Source organism: Neobacillus driksii (assembly GCF_013409995.1).
GTDB lineage: Bacteria > Bacillota > Bacilli > Bacillales > Cytobacillaceae > Neobacillus > Neobacillus driksii.
In genome coordinates this window covers 147,912-166,245 of record NZ_JACCBX010000006.1, presented here as the reverse complement: position 1 = coordinate 166,245, position 18,334 = coordinate 147,912, and the positions used below count along the sequence as shown (strand labels likewise).

Sequence of the window (18,334 nt, the reverse complement as noted above, 5' to 3'; positions counted from 1 at the left end):
AAGTCTTCTAGATGACCTCTGTCATTCTAATTAGACTTTGTGCCACAATGGCGTTCGGGTTGTTCTCTTTTGGCAGTCTGCCTTCTAATTGCAAAAGTTCCCAATTAACCAACGTGTTGGAATTATCAACAACAAATTTACAGCGTTCATAACGTCTTTCCATGAATTCATTTAAAACATCTACTACTGGTTCGTCTTTTTGCAGCAATTCCGATAAAACGAGGGCATCCTCAATTGCCATGGCAGCGCCTTGTGCTAAATGGGGAACGGTTGCATGGGCTGAGTCACCGATTAATAAAACCCGGTCCCGATACCAAGGTTTCTCGACAATAAGGGTTTCAAGCGGACGATACACCACTTCCTTCGGATCTGTAATTTGTTCGCTTAATTCTGCGATTAAGCCGCCAAATTCCTGGAAGGCCTCACGCATAAGAACATGCAGCTTTTCCTCTTGCTTCCATGGGTTTCCTGGTTCCGCGGTAACAACAAAAACATAGCAACTATCCTTTGTCATAGGAACAATACCAGCTTTTGCTTTCTGCCCATAAAACATCGTAATGTTCTCGAGGTCAGCCGGACGCTTTAGGGTATAACGCCAAACAGCTTGTCCGACAAATGTTGGTTCAATATCACCAAACACCATATTACGAACCTTCGATCTAACACCATCAGCCCCAATCACAAGGTCATATGTGCCTGAGGTACCATCGGTAAACTTTGTATAAACAAAGCTGTCTGCATTTTCAATCATCTCAACAGTAATGCCCATTCGTATCTTTGTTCCATTTTTAAGGGCAGCTTGAAGCAATATTTCGTGAAAGTCTCTACGCGGTATACCTCCTGTCATATTGAACTGCCCGGATGGATGAATAGGTGCATCAAATATCATATTTCCCTGAGAGTCCCGGATATGTAAGGCAGAGTGTGTTGTTCCCACCGCTAATAAATCTTCTGTAATCCCAAGTGCATCAATTGCCCTTAGTGCATTAGATTGAAGGATGATACCAACACCATAAACATTCCATTCCCTTTGCTTCTCAACAATCTCTGTTTCAATACCAACTTTTTGCAACGCGATCGCCGTCGCAAGCCCGCCAATGCCGCCTCCAACAATAAGAACCTTTTTTACTTTCGACATGAAAACCCCTCCTTTTATATGTCTTTAGGATTCAAATATAACTGCGTCAAAAAAATTAATCTTCACACTGTGTAGATAGTAAAAAGGTGTGTGAATCCTATACCAACTAACATTGCAAGAAGCGTGCCAAAACAGAAAACGCTGTCATTTGTAATATTTCAAAAAATGAACAGTCAATTTGTCGTGATTTTTTGTCCGAAAACACTACACATGTGTTTGAATTGTCCGAAATCAGTACAACAAACCAACACAGGGATCGTTAATTTTTATTAATGCCCGAAGATTGTACTTACGCCCATCCAAAAAAGAAGCCGGATAATCCCCGCTTTTTTTGAATTTTTGATGGTTCAATGGAACTAATTTAGTATTAATATTCCGAAAAGTTTAAATTATTTATTGAAAATAAAACTACGAATGTTTATAATCTCTAATTAGAGAACTATATTAACTATAAGTAAAGTGAAAATAGTGTTAACCGACAACAAATACGAATTCACTTTTACTTTCGTAAGCGTTATCATTTCATTTTTTTAAAAAGGGGAAAAAATATGACACCGATTAATTCTACTGAAGTTATTGCTAACAGCAAATTTAACCGCTTTCATTTAGGGTTACTATTCTGGAGTTTTATCATTATCTTGTTTGATGGCTATGATCTGGTGGTCTATGGAACGGTTTTACCAAGCTTGATAAAGGAATGGAATCTTTCATCGGTGGAAGCAGGAGCCATTGGGACCTATGGGTTATTTGGGATGATGTTTGGAGCAATCTTTTTCGGTACTCTAGCTGACCGAATTGGCAGAAAGAATGTAATTGCTATAACATTAGTACTGTTTAGTTTATTTACCTTCCTATGCGGCTTTGCCAAAACCCCTACTACTTTCTCAACCTTTCGTTTCATAGCTGGCTTAGGTTTGGGAGGAATCATGCCAAATGTTATCGCTTTATTAACGGATTATGCTCCTAAAACGATGAGAAGTATGATTGTAAGTATCGTATTATGTGGGTATTCTGTTGGGGGAATTCTTGCTCCCTTAATAGGAATCTTCTTAATGCCTACATTCGGATGGGAATCAATCTTCTGGTTTGCGGGACTCCCTCTAGTATTTTTGCCTATCATGTATAAACAGCTGCCCGAAACAGCCAGCTATCTTATCCGTACAGGTAAAAAGGAAAAATTGATTGCAACGCTTGCTAAGGTAAGCCCCGAATCGCATTTTAGTTTAAATGATGAGGTTATTGACTTAAAAACACAAGAAACAAAGGTTCCAATATTAGGATTATTTAAGGAGAAGCGTGCCTTCAGTACGGTGTTGTTTTGGACAGCGTTTTTCAGTTGTTTATTAATGGTTTATGGTTTGAATACTTGGCTTCCAAAATTGATGATGGAAGCAGGCTATGGTTTAAATTCAAGCTTAGGCTTTCTTATTGCACTCCAAGGCGGAGCAATTATCGGAACACTCATAATCGGAAAACTTTGTGATAAATACGGTTCAAAAAAAATGCTCGTTCCCATGTATGCCTCAGGTGCTGTGGCTCTGACACTCCTAGGATTTGGAGGAAATACATTAGTAATCTATCTGTTAGTAGCCGTCGCCGGAGGTGCAACCATTGGTGCACAAAATATTGTTCAGGCTTACGTTTCTCAGTACTATCCGCCATCTATTAGATCTACAGCATTAGGGATGGCTTCAGGAGTAGGCAGGACCGGCGGAATGCTGGGTCCCCTTTTAGGAGGATTTCTATTGTCAGTTTCTTTACCCATTCACTTAAACTTTATCGCCTTTGCGATCCCAGGCTTGATTGCAGCAGCTGCCCTCTTTATGGTTCCATTAAAAAATGCCTATCAAAATGATAACGTTGCCAAAGATGAATCTATTAAAGCACATGTAAGTTAATACATTAAAAGAGTCTCCCTTGTAAATGGGAGACTCTTTTAATGTTTTATGGAACTCTAAAGTAATTTATACTGATACATTTTTTCATATAAGGTCGATCTCGCGATTCCGAGCTGTTTGGCAGCTTTGCTTTTGTTTCCATTTGACGCTTTAAGGGCGCTGATAATTAATTGCTGTTCCATGACAGTCTTAGGCTTTTGTGCTGTCTGATTAACAACATGTTCGGTCTGAACAGGGATAGAAGACACATTTATATTTTCTAGCTCCAACAATCGCTTTGGCAGCTGTTGATAGTCAATTTCTCCATTGGCAAGGATTACGGCACGTTCCATAGTATTTTCCAATTCTCTAATATTCCCCGGCCATTCATAGTTTTCAAGAACCTCCATGACGCGGTTCGACAGATGGGGTACTTCCCTTTTTTCTCGTTTCGCTGTCTTTTCCATCAATTTATGTATAAGTAATGGAAGATCTCCTTTACGATCACGTAACGCAGGCACAAATAAATTAATGACATTTAGACGATAGTATAAATCATGTCTGAAACTGCCTTCTGCCACTTCATGCGCCAAATTTCGATTTGTAGCGGCAATGATCCTGATATTAATCGGTATCGGTTCATGTCCGCCGACTCTCGTAATCGACCTGCTTTGAATGACACGAAGGAGCTTAGACTGAATCTCTAACGGCATTTCTCCAATTTCATCAAGGAAAACGGTCCCGCCGTTGGCTCGTTCGAACTTTCCCATTCTTCCCCCTTTGTGTGAACCGGTAAAGGAACCTTCTTCATAGCCAAATAATTCACTCTCCACAAGATTCCGGGGGATAGCGGAGCAATCTATGACAATAAACGGCTTATTTGAACGGTTGCTGTAATTATGAATAGATTGCGCAATGAGCTCCTTCCCGGTTCCACTTTCACCTTCAATTAAGATACTCGAGTCCTGTAATGCCGCTTTTTTCGCTAATTGGATTAAGTCCTTCATTTCTTCACATTGATATATTATATCGTCAAAGTGAAAAAAACTCTTTGTATTCACAATCATTTCTACTTCTTTTCTAATATCCTTAAAATGAAAAAGAACTCCGATCGGATCATTCAAATTATCATAAAGGGGTACGGAAGATAGAAGAAAATAATATTGACCCTTATTAATTTTAATTTTGATTTCTCTGTCTAGGATTGGCTTTCTTGTATTCAGGACGTTTAACGAGAATGCCTGATTATCCAAAACCTCAAATATTGGTTTTCCTAGTACTTCTTCTGCTGTTACACCAAGCATTTCCGCTCCCACTTCATTAAGTAACAGAATGGTCCCGAATTTATCGACGGACAAACTGCCTGCGCTTACCGTTTCTGTAATTTGTTTCATATGATCGTTCTTTAAAAAAATTTCTTGAAGTTTTATGTGAGTTTCAAGCCGTGCGCTTATAAAACTGGCCAACAATTCTAAAATAAGAAGCATCAATGAATCTTGTTTAGCAGTGGAGGTACAAACAAGTAAGTATTTCAGTTCTGATCCCAGAATAATCGGTGAGGAGTAAAGATATTCTAATTGACCATCCCTATGTACTCCGATGTCCCGGTCATCATAGCATATCGTTTTATGGATTAAGGGTAGCTTATTGGGCAGGTTTACTGCACTGCCACTATCTACTACTACCTCCTCTAAAACAGGGTCATAATGACAAATATAAGAATAATCCAAGCCGATAATTTCGAGCTTTGAATCTATTTCATTATCGTTTTTAACTTGCTCAAAAACCTTTTTAACCTCTTCCACCACAAGGCTGGCCTGAATATTCATATCGCAAACACCCCCTTATTGAAATTCATTCACGCATTCGATTTTATATTTAGCTATTTTTTCATATAAGCTCGATCGTGAAATCCCTAATTTTCGTGCAGCCAAACTTTTGTTTCCATTCATCTTCTTTAGCATATTAATAATTAACTCCTTTTCCATCTCTTTAACAGAAACCGCCCTTTTATCCGTAAGACTTATAGGTTCAAACATTCTCTTTTCACTTATCTGATCTGCATGAAGAATATATTTTGGCAGGTGGTCAGGCTCAATCACATCGTGTGCAATTAGGATTGCCCTTTCAATGACGTTTTCTAATTCTCTTATATTTCCGGGCCATGAATAACTTTCAAGTATGTTCATTGTTTCCAATGAGATGATTGGTGAATAGCGGTTCGTTCGATTTGCTGCAACTTCAACCAATGTTTTGGTCAATAAAGGAATATCGCCTTCTCTTTCTTTTAATGGCGGGACAGTGAGCTGCAGGACATTTAAACGATAATAAAGGTCTAAACGAAAATTTTCATTTTCAACTTCAGTCTCGAGATGTCGATTCGTCGCAGCGATAATTCTTACATTGCATGGGATAGGATCATACCCTCCAACTCGTGTAATCGTACGGGTTTGAAGAACACGCAGCAGCTTTACCTGAATTTCTAAAGGCATTTCCCCAATTTCATCGAGAAACACAGTTCCTCCATTTGCTACCTCAAACTTTCCAAGCCTGCCTCCTTTACGTGCACCTGTAAAAGCACCATCTATATAGCCGAATAACTCACTTTCTACTAAATCTCTTGGTATCGAGGAACAGTCAATAACAATAAACGGTTTACCTTTACGCTGGCTATGATTATGTATGGCCTGGGCAATTAATTCTTTCCCCGTCCCGCTCTCACCTTCTATTAAAATATTGGATTCTGTTTTAGCAGCGACTTTTGCGGTCTTTACCAATTCCCTCATGGAGCAGCTTTTATAAATTAAATCCTCAAATTGAAATATAGGATTGATGCTGACAAAACTCTCTAACTTTTTCATGATGATTTTCATTTCTCTAAAGGTTACGACAATCCCAACAGGAAGTCCCTTTTCAAATAAAGGAGTGACTGAAAAGATAAGATGAATCTTTCCTTTCGGCAAATCAAAAAAACCCTCCCGATTAACCCAATTTTCTTTTGTGTACAGCGTTTCAAGGGGTGAGGGTTTAAAATTAGAAAGAACATCGACAAGAAGCTGGCCTATGATTTCATTTTCACCAATACCAAGCATATTTGACCCTGTTTCGTTTATAAATGTGATGATTCCTTTTTTATCAACAGTCAAATATCCTTCATCGATAGTGTTCGTGATTTGCTTCTGATATTTACTCTGTAAAAATAGGGATTGAAGATTAGGCTGGGTCACTAGTTGATAACTTAGCTGTTTTGCAAGGATGTCTAAGATGAGAATGAGTTTCTGATTATCTTTTTCAGGATATTTTACCATTAACATATATTTATGTTCACCATTGTGTGAAACCGGACAGGTATATATCCATTGGGATTGAGATTCCTCGTAAGATATATCATCTGAATGGATGTATTCTTCCCACTTTACCTGATTCACCCTATCACTCTGATTTTCATCAACTATGATTTTTTTCTTCAGGATATCGTATTGGCAATAGTAGCCATCAAGGTTAGTCAGCAGGAAGATTTCCGTAAGTCCTGTTTCAAAACTTCCGATTGATCTGCAAACTTTCTGAAAGCAATCTATTAAAGGCTGTTCTATGGTAATCATTCTATATTCACCGCCTCTTGCAATAGTTTTTCGGGTTGAGGACACTTAAAGTAAACGCTTTCAAATAGTAATAATTCCATATGCACGAAAGAAGTATATCATATAATCTGACTATTTTGAAATATCATTAATCTATCAAAGACATTTGAAAATGCCTTGGCCTTCATTTTCTATCTCTAATGAGAATTTTCTTCGAGTTAACTCCTACCTAAAAATTAGAATATAAAATTGCTCTATCGGAAAGGATAGTTTTGAGGTGTTCATATGAATGTAAATCGTGCCAAAGAAATCCTATTATCCGACCAAGAAATTGCTGTTCACTATCATGGAATTCCAGTCTGGATTGAGAACATAGATGAGACGTCAAGCAAGTCGGTTGTATCCGAAAGAGGAATACATAGTGAAAGACAAATCGTGCAGATTAATGATTTGGAAGAAACAGGAGAGTATTATACTTGAATAGGTACGATTTCAATGAAGATTAAAAAAATGGAACATTCGAACCAGAAGTTTGAATGTTCCCTCTTTAGCATTTAGTTTATTATCCGTTCCCTCATCGTAGGAATATTGTTTTCCCACTTGTTGAGAAAACCAATAGGTTTGACCTGTTTTGTACCATCTCAACCATGTTTAATTTGGGGCTTATTTTAACCCCAGCTGCTTTCTTTGTTTGTCTTTCCAGCTTGTTTCATCTTAATCACTTCCCACTTTATTTCTTCTGGGTAATGAACTCTCGTGCTCATAGAAAAACACCCTCCTAAGAATCATATTGTATAAATACGGTTCAGGGGGGTGTTTTTTCCTTGTGTCATTTATCTGAGTCTCTACAAATCATTAGTCGGTTGGTTTTTATATTAGACATCATGCATTCAAATTTAGGCAGTGTTTTAATTATTGCTATTCCAGACAACTTTATTATCTTCAATTATGGTTACCGTACCACGCTGATTATTAAACTCATTTAATCGATTGGCAATGTCTAAACAATCTTGGATGCTAGTTTCAATTGCTTCACCAATTTCACTGATTACTGCTGGATGGATCGTAACCCGTTCAACACTAAGTCTTTTATTAGAAGTAGTTAGTTTGATTTCTGCAATACAGCTTTGGCGGTTTTCTGGGAGCTTAGGAGGGAATTTAATGGTACAGGAAGACATATCCAGCCCTACTCCTGAGTATTCGTAATGAGAAATGTAGTTTCCAAGACTGTAAAGCACAGGCACTTCTTTTTTATCTTTGCCTTTGAATGCTTCCATTCCATATGGAGCATGTGCATGGTGCCCAAGTATAATATCGACACCAGCATTGGCTGCACGCTGCGCAATGATTGGTTGATATTCGGCAATCACACCTTGATATGGAACACACCACTGAGGCGGTACACCCCAATGAAGAGCTAATATAACGAGATCTGCTTCCCTATTCGCCTCCTCAATCACTTTTTCAAGTAATACTAGATCTTCCTCAAACGGTACTGATTTAATATACGGAGCTGTTCCAGGCTGCTCCAAATCAAGACTTGGTCCTAATTCATAGAAGGATGTAACCCTTACACCCGCTATACCTGGACGATTGTGCATGGCCTGGAATCCTGGTGACAACGTAGTGGCCCAAGATAGGAATGCAATTCTATGATCGCCTGCTTGAAAATATACAGGTTTGATGGCTTCTTCTAGATTCCGGCCTCCTCCAGCATAGCTTACGCCAATTCGATCCAGTTCTTCTTGTGTTTGAAAAAGTCCCTCTGGGCCCCAGTCCATCGTGTGATTATTAGCAATCGAAACGGCTGTAGGATTCAACTCTTTCAGCCATTCCCCTGCTTCTATTGGCTGTTGCAATCGAAATTGCTTATCAGCGGGAGCACCCGGTGTATGCATGATTGGCGACTCCAGATTTCCAATTCGAATATCCGCAGCATCCCATACACCCCTAAATAATTCCTTTCCAACTTTCTGCGATAGAGTAATATCACCTACAGCAGCAATAGTGATTGATGACATATGGACAACCCCCAATATTTATTTTTAGAAAAATGGCCCTTAAATGAGCGGCCGTTTATATCCTCCATTGGCTGTTTGGAATGTATCGGCGATACGATAAATGGTTGCTTCATCATGGTGACGCCCGATGAACTGAAGACCAACAGGTAAGTTTTCAGATGCCGTAAGGCCGGCGGAAACCGTTAATGCAGGATTACCCGCAATGTTAAACGGAATGGTTCGTTGGAGATAATCATATGTTGTATCTTCAAATGATGGATCACGTTCCGATGCAGGACTTGGTGAGGTTGGGCATACAAGTACATCGAAACGATCGAATAGACTGTCGATTTTTTCAGCAAACTTTCTTTTCTTAGCAAGTGCTTCTACATAACTTACAGCTGGTATCTTGAATCCTTCTGCCAAAACGATCTTGGTTCCTTCTGCGTAATCGACTGCACGTTCTGGATACCACTTCTTATGATGGAAGGATCCTTCTGACATCAATATTGGAAGAGCGATTTCGTCTATGTTTGCAATTTCAGGTATTTCGATGTCCACGACTTCAGCACCTAATTCATCAAGCTGATTAATCCCGGCATTCACCAGTACTCTTACCTCTGGATGAATGGCAGATAAGTCGATTAAAGAACGGATAACTCCTACTTTCATACCTTTAATCGAACCGGTAAAAATAGAATTAAAGTTTACTGGGATAGAAGAAATACATTCCAATACAACGGCATTATCGCGAACGGTTCTCGTTAACGGCCCAATATGATCCAATGAATGGGATAAATGGAATAATCCCTCACGCGAAACTCTATCATAGGTAGGCTTTAAACCGACAACCCCACAAAATGAGGATGGCAGGCGAATTGAGCCCCCTGTATCGGTTCCAATCGAGGCGAACCCAATTCCGGCGGCTACCGATGATGCTGAACCCGTACTTGAACCTCCGGAAGTTCTATTGACATCCCAAGGGTTATTACACTGACCATAATCAGGATGAACAGAACCATAAGCAAATTCAAGCATATTGTTTTTACCAAAAATAATCGCACCCGAAGATTGTAGCGCTGTATATAGATACGCATCCTCATCTGGAACATGGTTTTGTAGTATTCTTGAGCCTAATGTCGTTTTGATTCCCCTAGTGCTAAAGATATCCTTAATTGATACAGGCACCCCGTACAATTTGCCGACAGCTTCTCCCTTAAGAAATACTGCTTCTGCATCTTGAGCTTTCTTTAGGGCTGCTTCTGCCAACACTGTAATAAAAGCATTTAACTTAGGCTCGAGTTCATCCAAACGTTCCAAAGTTGCTTTTGTTACTTCAACCGGTGATACCTCCTTACGGCGATACAACGTTCCAATTTCATCGATTGTTTTAAATAGTAAATCTTTTGCACTTGTTATGGCCATGTCGGTTTCTCCTCCATTTGTCAGGCAGGTCTGGACGAGCCTTAAATGCTACATTCTTTCTCCTAAAAAGGAGTGTCAGCAAGCTCCTGACACTCCCAGCAGCAGACACTCTTAAGATAGTAATTCCCGGGCTTGTTGAATGGCCCAAATGACACGGTTTTGGCCGCGAGTTAAATGAGTTTTTAAAACCTTATACTCATGAGTTCCTTCTTGTACCTGTTTAAAGTTTAAGGCAGGTGCAATGTCTGGCAGGGCTGGAACATTAAGAGCAGGATCATGCCAGAATTTCCCACGCTTTGTGAAGTTGATTGGAACCAAGATTCTCGCTAATTTTTCAATGACTTCATTTGCTTGTTTTACTACAGGGTTGCTGATCTCCAAACCTTTTAATGTGTTTGCTTTGTCATAGAATGCTAGTAAATCTTCGCGAAGTGCAGACACTTCATTTAATGCTAGAGTAAAATCAAAATTGGAGCCTGCTGCGTCCTGATAGGATTTAATCGTATTCTTAAACTCATCCGCGGTCTTCACAAAATTAAATGGATGAATCGTGCTATTAACTGCACGTAACACCCCAGTAATATAGACTTTAATGTCCTTTACAAGGATATCTAAATCCGCTACATGCATTAAATCTTCTTCTGTGTGCCATTCAATGTTTGCTCCACACCCACCTACAGGATAGTAGCCTTTTTCTTTTAGAAGCTCCTCTGGAATGCTGGAAGAAAGCATAAAGAAGGAAGTAATACCAACGTTGTTAAATGAATAATCACCTGCACGAAGTGGTCTTGATCCTTTTGAAGGAAGATTGACAGCATCGGTAATAACATCTGTACAGAATTCATCGACTTCGCTCATCCACATCATATACTCATAAGAAGTAGCCCAGCGGCATCCTGGAGAGTCACAGTTCACCTGTGCAATACAATTTTTATCTAAATCTAATCCGAATTGGTCAACGAACCAGCTCGAACCGGCATATCTGCCCGTTGAATGACCTGTCCAAACTGCAATTCGCACACTTCTCTTTAACTTGTCGCGGTGCTTATAAAAAATCCGTGCCATTTCTAGTAATGCAGCATTCCCGGTAGCATTATCTCCGATTCCTTCATGCCAAGAATCTAAATGGCCATGTAGGAGAACATATTTTTCTGGTTCTTCTGTTCCTTCTATAAAAATATCGATTACTGGACATTCCATCCAGCCTTTTTCAAGATATGTCTTGAATTCAATCGTTAGGCTTTCTTTTTCAATTAATGCTTTTAACTCATCGCCATCGTTTTTATTGATCGCAAGGACCGGGATGGTTGGTTCGTTATTCATGTTTTCTAAATCCGGTGCTCCCCAGATTGGTGTACATATGCCCTCGTGAATGTTTTTGCCAGGGTTGATGAAAATCATCGCATTTACTCCCTTTTCGGCAAATTCCCTTACCTTTCCTGGCATCGCATACCCTTCAGTAAGGACAATTTTTCCTTGTAAATCTCCTAAGTCGCCATCTACTGCCGTTCCAAAAATATCATTAATGCCTTTTGCATATCCAGTAGCTATGTAAACAAGCTCGCCACTGACCGAATTATCACCGGTTGCAACTGAGAAAGAAGGTGTTTTAACTCTAATTTCTTTTTCAAAGGGAGCCGTTACTTTTAGATAAGCCTTTTTTGGAACGCTTAAATATAATTCAGGGTGATGGACCTTATGAGGTACACCCCATTCTTGTAAATAATTCGTTAAGAAGTCAGCGGCAATTCTTTCATCTTCACTACCAGATTCACGAATTAACGTGCTGAATCTTTCCAGGACGGCTTTGGGAACCTCCATACTAATTTCATCAAATAAGCTTTTCTCATGAGCAATATTTGTAACAGTTGACATTGATTTTATCCCCTTTCTTGGATACATGGTTTCATATACTATTAATGCAAGTATTGTGCCAATTTACCAAATTACAAAAGTCGTAGAAATAAAGAACTCACCTGCGACAAAGGCTGCCTATTTAGGGTCTAATAGGCTAAAAAAGGCTGTCCTATTAGGACAGCCTTTTCATAACTTTTTCGTTTTCAGTTATGATTCTTTGCATTTGTTTCATGGTACTCATACCCATTTGGGTTAATCTGCTCCCCTGGCCTTTTGTTCCAGATTGAATAAATCCCAGATCCCTCAATGTTTCCATTCTGCGCCGAACTTGTTGATCCGTTAAGAGGACTCCTTTTTCCTTAGCATACGAAACGATTTTCCCTCTGCCTATGCTCTTCCGCTCCTGCATGGCTTCAAGTAAACTACATAGTATTGTATGAAAGTCTACCAAATCTCCTTCTTTAGTCAACTGCAATAAGGTATCATCTATTTTAACAGTTGGTCCTGTCCGGTGAAATTGTTCCGGTAAATCAAGATGAGTGATAAAGTTATTTTCCATCACCGTAATCATGTATTGAACAACACTTGCCAACTCCCTTACGTTACCAGGCCAATTATAATTAACTAACTCATTCAAGACATCATCCGATATAGCGGGAATAGTGGGACAAAACTCTTCAAAAAAATGAGTGATTAATTCCGGAATATCCTCTTTTCGATCTCGAAGAGGCGGTATGCGCAGCGGCAATACAAATAACCGATAATAGAGATCCTCGCGAAAGCTTCCTTCTTCGACCATCTTTTTTAGGTCCTTATTTGTTGCGGCAATCACACGGACATTGACTGGGATAATACTTCTCCCCCCAACCCGCATCACTTGTTTCTCTTGTAAAACGCGTAAGAGCAGAGTTTGCAGGTTTTTAGGAGCGTCCCCTATTTCATCAAGGAAGATGGTACCATTATGTGCTAATTCAAAAAGTCCTTGTTTACCACCTTTTACTCCGCCAGTAAATGTCCCTTCTTCATATCCAAAAAGTTCACTTTCCGCTAATGATTCAGGTAGCCCGGCAAAATTCACGGGAATAAATGGGCCGTTATGACGGGATGATAGTTGATGAATAGAATGGGCAAACAATTCCTTTCCAGTTCCATTTTCCCCTAATATTAATACGGTCCGGTCTGTTTTTGCCAGCTTGTTAATAATATGCAAGATATCCTTCATTCGCTGACTTTTACCAATGATATCTGATATCGAATACCTTGAAGAAAACCCCTTTTTTTGTATCTTCTTTCTGATTTCCTGCTCCAAAGCCTGAATCCGTGTTACATCCTGAAAAGCTGTGACGTCTCCACTATTTTTTTGATCCACTACAATGGAACTATTATTGATAATTAATTTTCTTTCGTTAAAGGATATAACATGGTTTTTTTGCGATAAATCATCATTTATGTAGGAATCCAGCTTCAATTTTGGAAGTATTTCTGAAACTTTCTTTCCAATGATCTCATTCTCTGAATGATGCATACCGAGCATTGATTTTGCGGATCTGTTTATTTTTATAATCTTCTTTTCTGCATCTGTCGCAAGAATTCCATCATGTACAGTGTTTAAAATCGCATCTAATTGATGATTGAGATGGGCAACCTCTTTAAAGGAATGTGAAAGGTTTCTGCTTAATTTTATGATTTCTTGAATGTATCTGGCTGACTGAATATTGGCTCGATCGATATTGATGTTTAACTTAAGTGAAAGTTCAATGAGGGTTGAAAAATCTAATGGGCGCAACCCGATATCGATCATTCTTTTTATCCCTTTTGGAACCATTTCAAGTGCCTCAGGAATAATGGCGACCTCTACTTTTTGATACGTTTTGATTCCAGGGTAATAGGGATAGAACTTTAATTCAAAACCGAGGTTTTCCAAAATTTCGATCGTTTCAGAGGCAGTGGAGGCTAAGTTATTCACTACAAGGCATTTAGTTCCTGCCGGCAAAGAGATTAATTCTTCTAGTCTTGCAATATTTATCGTCCTTCTAGCAATTAAGACTTTTTCTTCGGGGTACTGGTCGTCTTGAAGCTCTTTATTAGAGAGCAATATGATATCAACGTTTTCATGATCTTGACATTGCTCGCGTGATAAAATGGTCACTTTTCCATTAAAAAAGTCAGAAATTTGATTAAAAAACAATTTATATGTACGATTATCTTTCGTGACCGCTAAAATCTTAGGCAACCTATTCTCCCCCTAATTCAACCTATCTTAAAGGATATTGTAAAGTTTTTTGATTTTTTAGTCAATGAAGACTATTCAAAAAAATAAAAACAGCCAAGCGGCTGTTTTTACCATTACAATTTTTATTAACTTATCTTTATTACTATTTTTCCAAAATGCTTTCTCTCTTCCAACTCTCGCTGTGCCTCAGCAATTTCCTCGAAAGGATATACTTTATGAATAGTTGGGCGTAATTTTCCGTTCCAAATCAGGTTCGTCACCTGCAAGAAATCTTCCCAATTCCCCATCGGTGCGCCTAATATTTGACGGTGACGCTGATAAATTTCTCTTATGCTTAAATCAGGCGAATCACCAGCTGTTGCTCCAGATAGGACGATTTTCCCACCCATCTCTAGGCAGCGCAAGCTTTTCCTTATGGTAGGGGCCCCTACAGCATCAAAAGCGGCACTGACCCCCTGTCCATTGGTCCATTCCATTACTTCTGCTTCCCAATCACCATTTGAATCAAACACCGCGACAGCGCCTTTTTGACGTGCTTTTTGACGTTTCTCTTCCGTACTGGCAATTCCGATTACAGTGGCGCCTGCTGCTGCGGCAATCTCCACCTGGGCCGATCCCAGACCTCCAGATGCTCCAACTACAAGGACCACGTCTGATGGTTTTACCTGGGCAACCGTCATAACGGCTCTCCATGCAGTAGTGTAAACAACTGGAGCAGCTGCAGCTACCTCAGATGGAATGTGAGCAGGTACAGGTATAATATTGCGTGCAGGGGCCACTACATATTCAGCCAAACCGCCCCAAAAGTGTTCCCCCAATATTTGATAGTCATGGCACATACTTGGTTCTCCACGTCGGCAAAAGCGGCATTCATTACAACCGATAGCTGGATTGATGATAACTCTTTCTCCTATGGCAGGTTCGCCTTTCTGTCCAGGGAGCCCTTTCCCATAATATTCAACGGTTCCTACAATATCTACACCCGATATATGCGGTAATGTGATTTCTGGGACCCCAGGTCCTTTTAAGCCCTCTCTTACAAAAATGTCAAGGTGATTTAATGCAGTTGCCTCAACTTTAAGTAATACCTCTCCAAGCCCCGGCACGGGAGTTGCGATTGATTCATACTTTAGTACTTCCGGTCCGCCATGTTCCTTGATGACAACAGCTGTCATGGTATCAGGAACATGGTTAGGTTTTGTGGTATTAATTGAATCGTTTTTTAACATGGTATCCCCTTCTTCCGCCTTATCCATTTCTCTCATCTAAAGTGGAGGCTGCTTGTAGCCGCCTGTAGATTGTTGGAAGGCATCACCTACACGATAAATGGTTTCTTCATCAAAGTATCGTCCAATGATTTGCAGCCCCACCGGCAGATTTTCTGAACCAGTATTTCCTGCTGACAGAGATAGAGCCGGATGTCCACTCATATTAAATGGAATCGTACGCTGAGAAATATCGATATTTCCATCCTCAAAGGAAGGGTCCTTTTCAGTAGCAGGATATGGGACCGTTGGACAAATCAGCACATCCACCTGTTTTAATACTTGATCAACTGCTTCTGTGAACGCCTTTTTCTTCTCTAACGCTTCCAAATAGCTTACTGCTGTAACCCTATAGCCTTCTCTTAGGTTGGCATAGGTGTTTGGAGAATAATCTTTTTCCCTCGAATCAAACCATTTTTGATGATACGTCGAAGCTTCTGCAAGGACAATAGGCAAGGCAGCTTCTTCGATTGATTCAATTCCTGGAATCTCTACATCGTAAAGCTGAGCACCTAATTCCTTAAGTTGCTGAATGGCAGATACCATTAACGCAGATACTTCCGGATTCATAATAGAATCGGTTAATGATCGGATGACGCCCACTTTTATCCCGCGAATCTCTCCCCAGGAATCGAAATTAAAGCGGCGGGAAGAAATGTGCTCCAGAACAATTGCATTATCTCGGACAGTCCTAGTTAGCGGCCCGATATGGTCTAAAGAATGAGATAAAGGGAACAACCCTTGTCGAGAAACCGTTTCATAGGTTGGCTTCAGCCCAACAATACCGCAAAAGGAAGATGGAACGCGGATGGAGCCTCCTGTATCCGTTCCGATTGAGGCATATCCAATCCCTACGGCAACTGACGCGCCTGACCCAGTACTGGATCCACCAGCTGTACGGCTTACATTCCACGGATTATTGCATTGACCATAATCTGGGTGTACGGACCCGTAAGCAAATTCAAGCATATTATTTTTCCCAATGATGATGGCACCATTATCCTGTAATGCACTATAAACAAAAGCATCTTCTTCTGGAACAAAGTCCTTCATAATTCTTGATCCAAGTGAAGTACGAATCCCTTTTGTCATAAAAATATCCTTCAATGATACAGGTATCCCAAATAACTTACTGGCATTTTCCCCTTTTACGAAAATCGCTTCAGCTTTTCTTGCTTTCGCCATAGCTTGCTCACCAAGGACCGTAACAAATGCATTTAGCCTTGGCTCCAATTCCTGTAAGCGGTCTAAAGTTTCTTCCGTAATCTCGACCGGAGATACCTCTTTTTTTCTATATAATGTACTGATTTCTTCAATTGACTTATAAAGCAATTGCTTCGTATCTGTTGAAGGCAATGCAATTTCCTCCTTTTTATCCTGCTATTGTGTTTCCAGACTCCGATGCTTGGACATCTTTAAAAAATGGTTGTAATGCTTGTTTTGATACCGGCTTCGTTAGTAAGCTGACAAACACCATTCCTAATAGACTTACCGGTACACTGATATAAACAGGATCCAATCCAAATGGGTTGCCAAGTGATAACCAAAGTATAGCGCTGCCTATTCCGCCAACCATGGAGGTAATAGCACCAGCTTTTGTTGCCCGTTTCCAGTACAACCCTAACAAAATAGAGACTGCGAAGGATGAACCAATCAGGGCAGCTGCATTAATCCAAATTTGCTGAATTAATGGCAGCGGGTTTAACGCAAACGGTATTGGTAAAATCCCCATAATCAATACCACTATTCTGGTAATCTTTAATTGTTGTTTGTCGCTTAATTTTTTCTTCATTACATTTTTCATAATATCATGAGAGATTGAACTTCCAAGCATCAACAAAACGGCACTTACAGTAGACTGAATCGCGGCTAAAATCGCAGCTAAAAGCAATCCACCCAATACTGGCGGCAATAGATCCATGGCGATTGTAGAGCTGGCTAAATCAGGTGAAGTTAAATTAGGATATAAAACTCTTGCACTAACCCCAAGGATGGCGATAGAAACCGCTACAATTGCCTGAAAAATAAAAGATATACCTACTGCACGGCGGATAGTTTTATTATCTTTTATTGAATAAAAACGAACAGCAATAATAGGATATCCGATCATCATGATAAAGAATGACAGAGCGACTGCCGTTAAAGCCGATGAAGGCATTCCGGTGGCAACAAGATTCGGATCAATCGAAGATAATGTTTCATTTAATTTACTAAAGCCCCCCGCCTTTGATACTGCAAAAGGCACCGCAATCGCAAATCCTAGAGCAAAGACAATCATTTGGAGCACGTCTGTATAAGCAATGGCAAATAACCCGCCCATTACAGTGTAAGCAATAAATATAAATGCAATAATTAATACACCCCATGTAATAGGGATATCGAAAACAACATTTAATAAATACGATCCTCCAACTAATTCAGCTACTACTGTCATCCCGTAACAAACTAATAGAATAAGAACAGAAATCACTCGGATGGCATTACTTTCATAGCGGGTTCCTAATAGGTCGGGAATGGTTAAGGCCTTATTAGAATTAAAGAATGCTTTCATTTTAGGTGCAATAAAGATGGCCATGATGACCCATGAAGCCCAAATGGCTGGCCAAATCCAAGCAAAATTATAGCCTACTTGATAGTGGAAGCCCACCGTTCCAATGGCTGTACCGGCACTCATCTGAGTGGCTGCAAGCGTCATACCTCCAACCCAGACCCCTAATTTCCCACCAGCCGCTAAGAAATCCATTTCATTTTGGATGCGAGATTTCATGTAATATCCAATCCCAATAACAGCGAGCATATAAGCGACAAGAACAGCGATAGCCATTATTTTTTCTCCTCCTTTTTAGTGATCGCTTCGGTGACAACAAAATAGGCGATAATGAAGACACCCATTGTGATCCAAATAAACCAATTAGATGCCGATAACCCCAAAAATGTACCCATTCTTCCCCAACCCCT

12 protein-coding genes are annotated in these 18,334 nt (G+C 39.9%); 2 read left to right on the top strand and 10 right to left on the bottom strand.

Annotated features, from left to right (window positions below; genetic code table 11):
• Positions 1-7 precede the first annotated feature (7 nt).
• Entirely contained in the window at positions 8-1,138 is a 1,131-nt protein-coding gene (locus F4694_RS15070) for an FAD-dependent monooxygenase (RefSeq protein ID WP_179599336.1), read from the bottom strand.
• A 548-nt stretch (positions 1,139-1,686) separates the two neighbouring features.
• Here F4694_RS15070 and F4694_RS15065 point away from each other — a divergent pair.
• Positions 1,687-3,036, top strand: a complete 1,350-nt coding sequence (locus F4694_RS15065) for an MFS transporter (RefSeq protein WP_179599334.1) — start codon at positions 1,687-1,689, stop codon at positions 3,034-3,036.
• Positions 3,037-3,092: 56 nt separating this feature from the next.
• On the opposite strand, the gene F4694_RS15060 is transcribed toward F4694_RS15065, so the two are convergent.
• Both F4694_RS15060 and F4694_RS15055 read right to left on the bottom strand, forming a co-directional pair.
• On the bottom strand, positions 3,093-4,844 hold the full coding sequence (locus F4694_RS15060; protein ID WP_179599332.1) for a sigma-54 interaction domain-containing protein: 1,752 nt from the start codon (positions 4,842-4,844) through the stop codon (positions 3,093-3,095).
• A 15-nt stretch (positions 4,845-4,859) separates the two neighbouring features.
• Positions 4,860-6,617: a sigma-54 interaction domain-containing protein gene (locus F4694_RS15055; RefSeq protein WP_179599330.1), complete on the bottom strand. Its 1,758-nt coding sequence runs from the start codon at positions 6,615-6,617 to the stop codon at positions 4,860-4,862.
• Positions 6,618-6,881: 264 nt separating this feature from the next.
• Here F4694_RS15055 and F4694_RS15050 point away from each other — a divergent pair, with 264 nt between their 5' ends.
• The gene (locus F4694_RS15050; RefSeq protein WP_179599328.1) at positions 6,882-7,076 is read left to right on the top strand and encodes an H-type small acid-soluble spore protein; all 195 of its coding nucleotides are present in this window, start codon (positions 6,882-6,884) and stop codon (positions 7,074-7,076) included.
• Positions 7,077-7,504: 428 nt separating this feature from the next.
• On the opposite strand, the gene F4694_RS15045 is transcribed toward F4694_RS15050, so the two are convergent.
• From F4694_RS15045 to F4694_RS15015, 7 genes are all read right to left on the bottom strand, one after another.
• Entirely contained in the window at positions 7,505-8,617 is a 1,113-nt protein-coding gene (locus tag F4694_RS15045; RefSeq protein ID WP_179599326.1) for a CapA family protein, read from the bottom strand.
• Between the two features lie 39 nt (positions 8,618-8,656).
• Entirely contained in the window at positions 8,657-10,021 is a 1,365-nt protein-coding gene (locus tag F4694_RS15040; protein WP_179599324.1) for an amidase, read from the bottom strand.
• Between the two features lie 111 nt (positions 10,022-10,132).
• On the bottom strand, positions 10,133-11,896 hold the full coding sequence (locus F4694_RS15035; protein ID WP_179599322.1) for a M28 family peptidase: 1,764 nt from the start codon (positions 11,894-11,896) through the stop codon (positions 10,133-10,135).
• Between the two features lie 154 nt (positions 11,897-12,050).
• On the bottom strand, positions 12,051-14,111 hold the full coding sequence (locus tag F4694_RS15030; protein ID WP_179599320.1) for a sigma-54 interaction domain-containing protein: 2,061 nt from the start codon (positions 14,109-14,111) through the stop codon (positions 12,051-12,053).
• A 125-nt stretch (positions 14,112-14,236) separates the two neighbouring features.
• Complete coding sequence (locus tag F4694_RS15025; protein WP_179599318.1) at positions 14,237-15,340, bottom strand: zinc-binding dehydrogenase; 1,104 nt, start codon at positions 15,338-15,340, stop codon at positions 14,237-14,239.
• Between the two features lie 36 nt (positions 15,341-15,376).
• On the bottom strand, positions 15,377-16,732 hold the full coding sequence (locus F4694_RS15020; RefSeq protein ID WP_179599316.1) for an amidase: 1,356 nt from the start codon (positions 16,730-16,732) through the stop codon (positions 15,377-15,379).
• A 16-nt stretch (positions 16,733-16,748) separates the two neighbouring features.
• Positions 16,749-18,200 carry a sodium:solute symporter family protein gene (locus F4694_RS15015; protein ID WP_133368720.1) on the bottom strand — a complete coding sequence of 484 codons (1,452 nt, stop codon included), beginning with the start codon at positions 18,198-18,200 and terminating at the stop codon, positions 16,749-16,751.
• Positions 18,201-18,334 lie beyond the last annotated feature (134 nt).

Bases quoted from the DNA above. Each gene is read 5' to 3' on its own strand.
- F4694_RS15070 (WP_179599336.1), bottom strand. From the start codon at position 1,138: ATGTCGAAAGTAAAAAAGGTTCTTATTGTTGGAGGCGGCATTGGCGGG.
- F4694_RS15065 (WP_179599334.1), top strand. From the start codon at position 1,687: ATGACACCGATTAATTCTACTGAAGTTATTGCTAACAGCAAATTTAAC.
- F4694_RS15060 (WP_179599332.1), bottom strand. From the start codon at position 4,844: ATGAATATTCAGGCCAGCCTTGTGGTGGAAGAGGTTAAAAAGGTTTTT.
- F4694_RS15055 (WP_179599330.1), bottom strand. From the start codon at position 6,617: ATGATTACCATAGAACAGCCTTTAATAGATTGCTTTCAGAAAGTTTGC.
- F4694_RS15050 (WP_179599328.1), top strand. From the start codon at position 6,882: ATGAATGTAAATCGTGCCAAAGAAATCCTATTATCCGACCAAGAAATT.
- F4694_RS15045 (WP_179599326.1), bottom strand. From the start codon at position 8,617: ATGTCATCAATCACTATTGCTGCTGTAGGTGATATTACTCTATCGCAG.
- F4694_RS15040 (WP_179599324.1), bottom strand. From the start codon at position 10,021: ATGGCCATAACAAGTGCAAAAGATTTACTATTTAAAACAATCGATGAA.
- F4694_RS15035 (WP_179599322.1), bottom strand. From the start codon at position 11,896: ATGTCAACTGTTACAAATATTGCTCATGAGAAAAGCTTATTTGATGAA.
- F4694_RS15025 (WP_179599318.1), bottom strand. From the start codon at position 15,340: ATGTTAAAAAACGATTCAATTAATACCACAAAACCTAACCATGTTCCT.
- F4694_RS15015 (WP_133368720.1), bottom strand. From the start codon at position 18,200: ATGGCTATCGCTGTTCTTGTCGCTTATATGCTCGCTGTTATTGGGATT.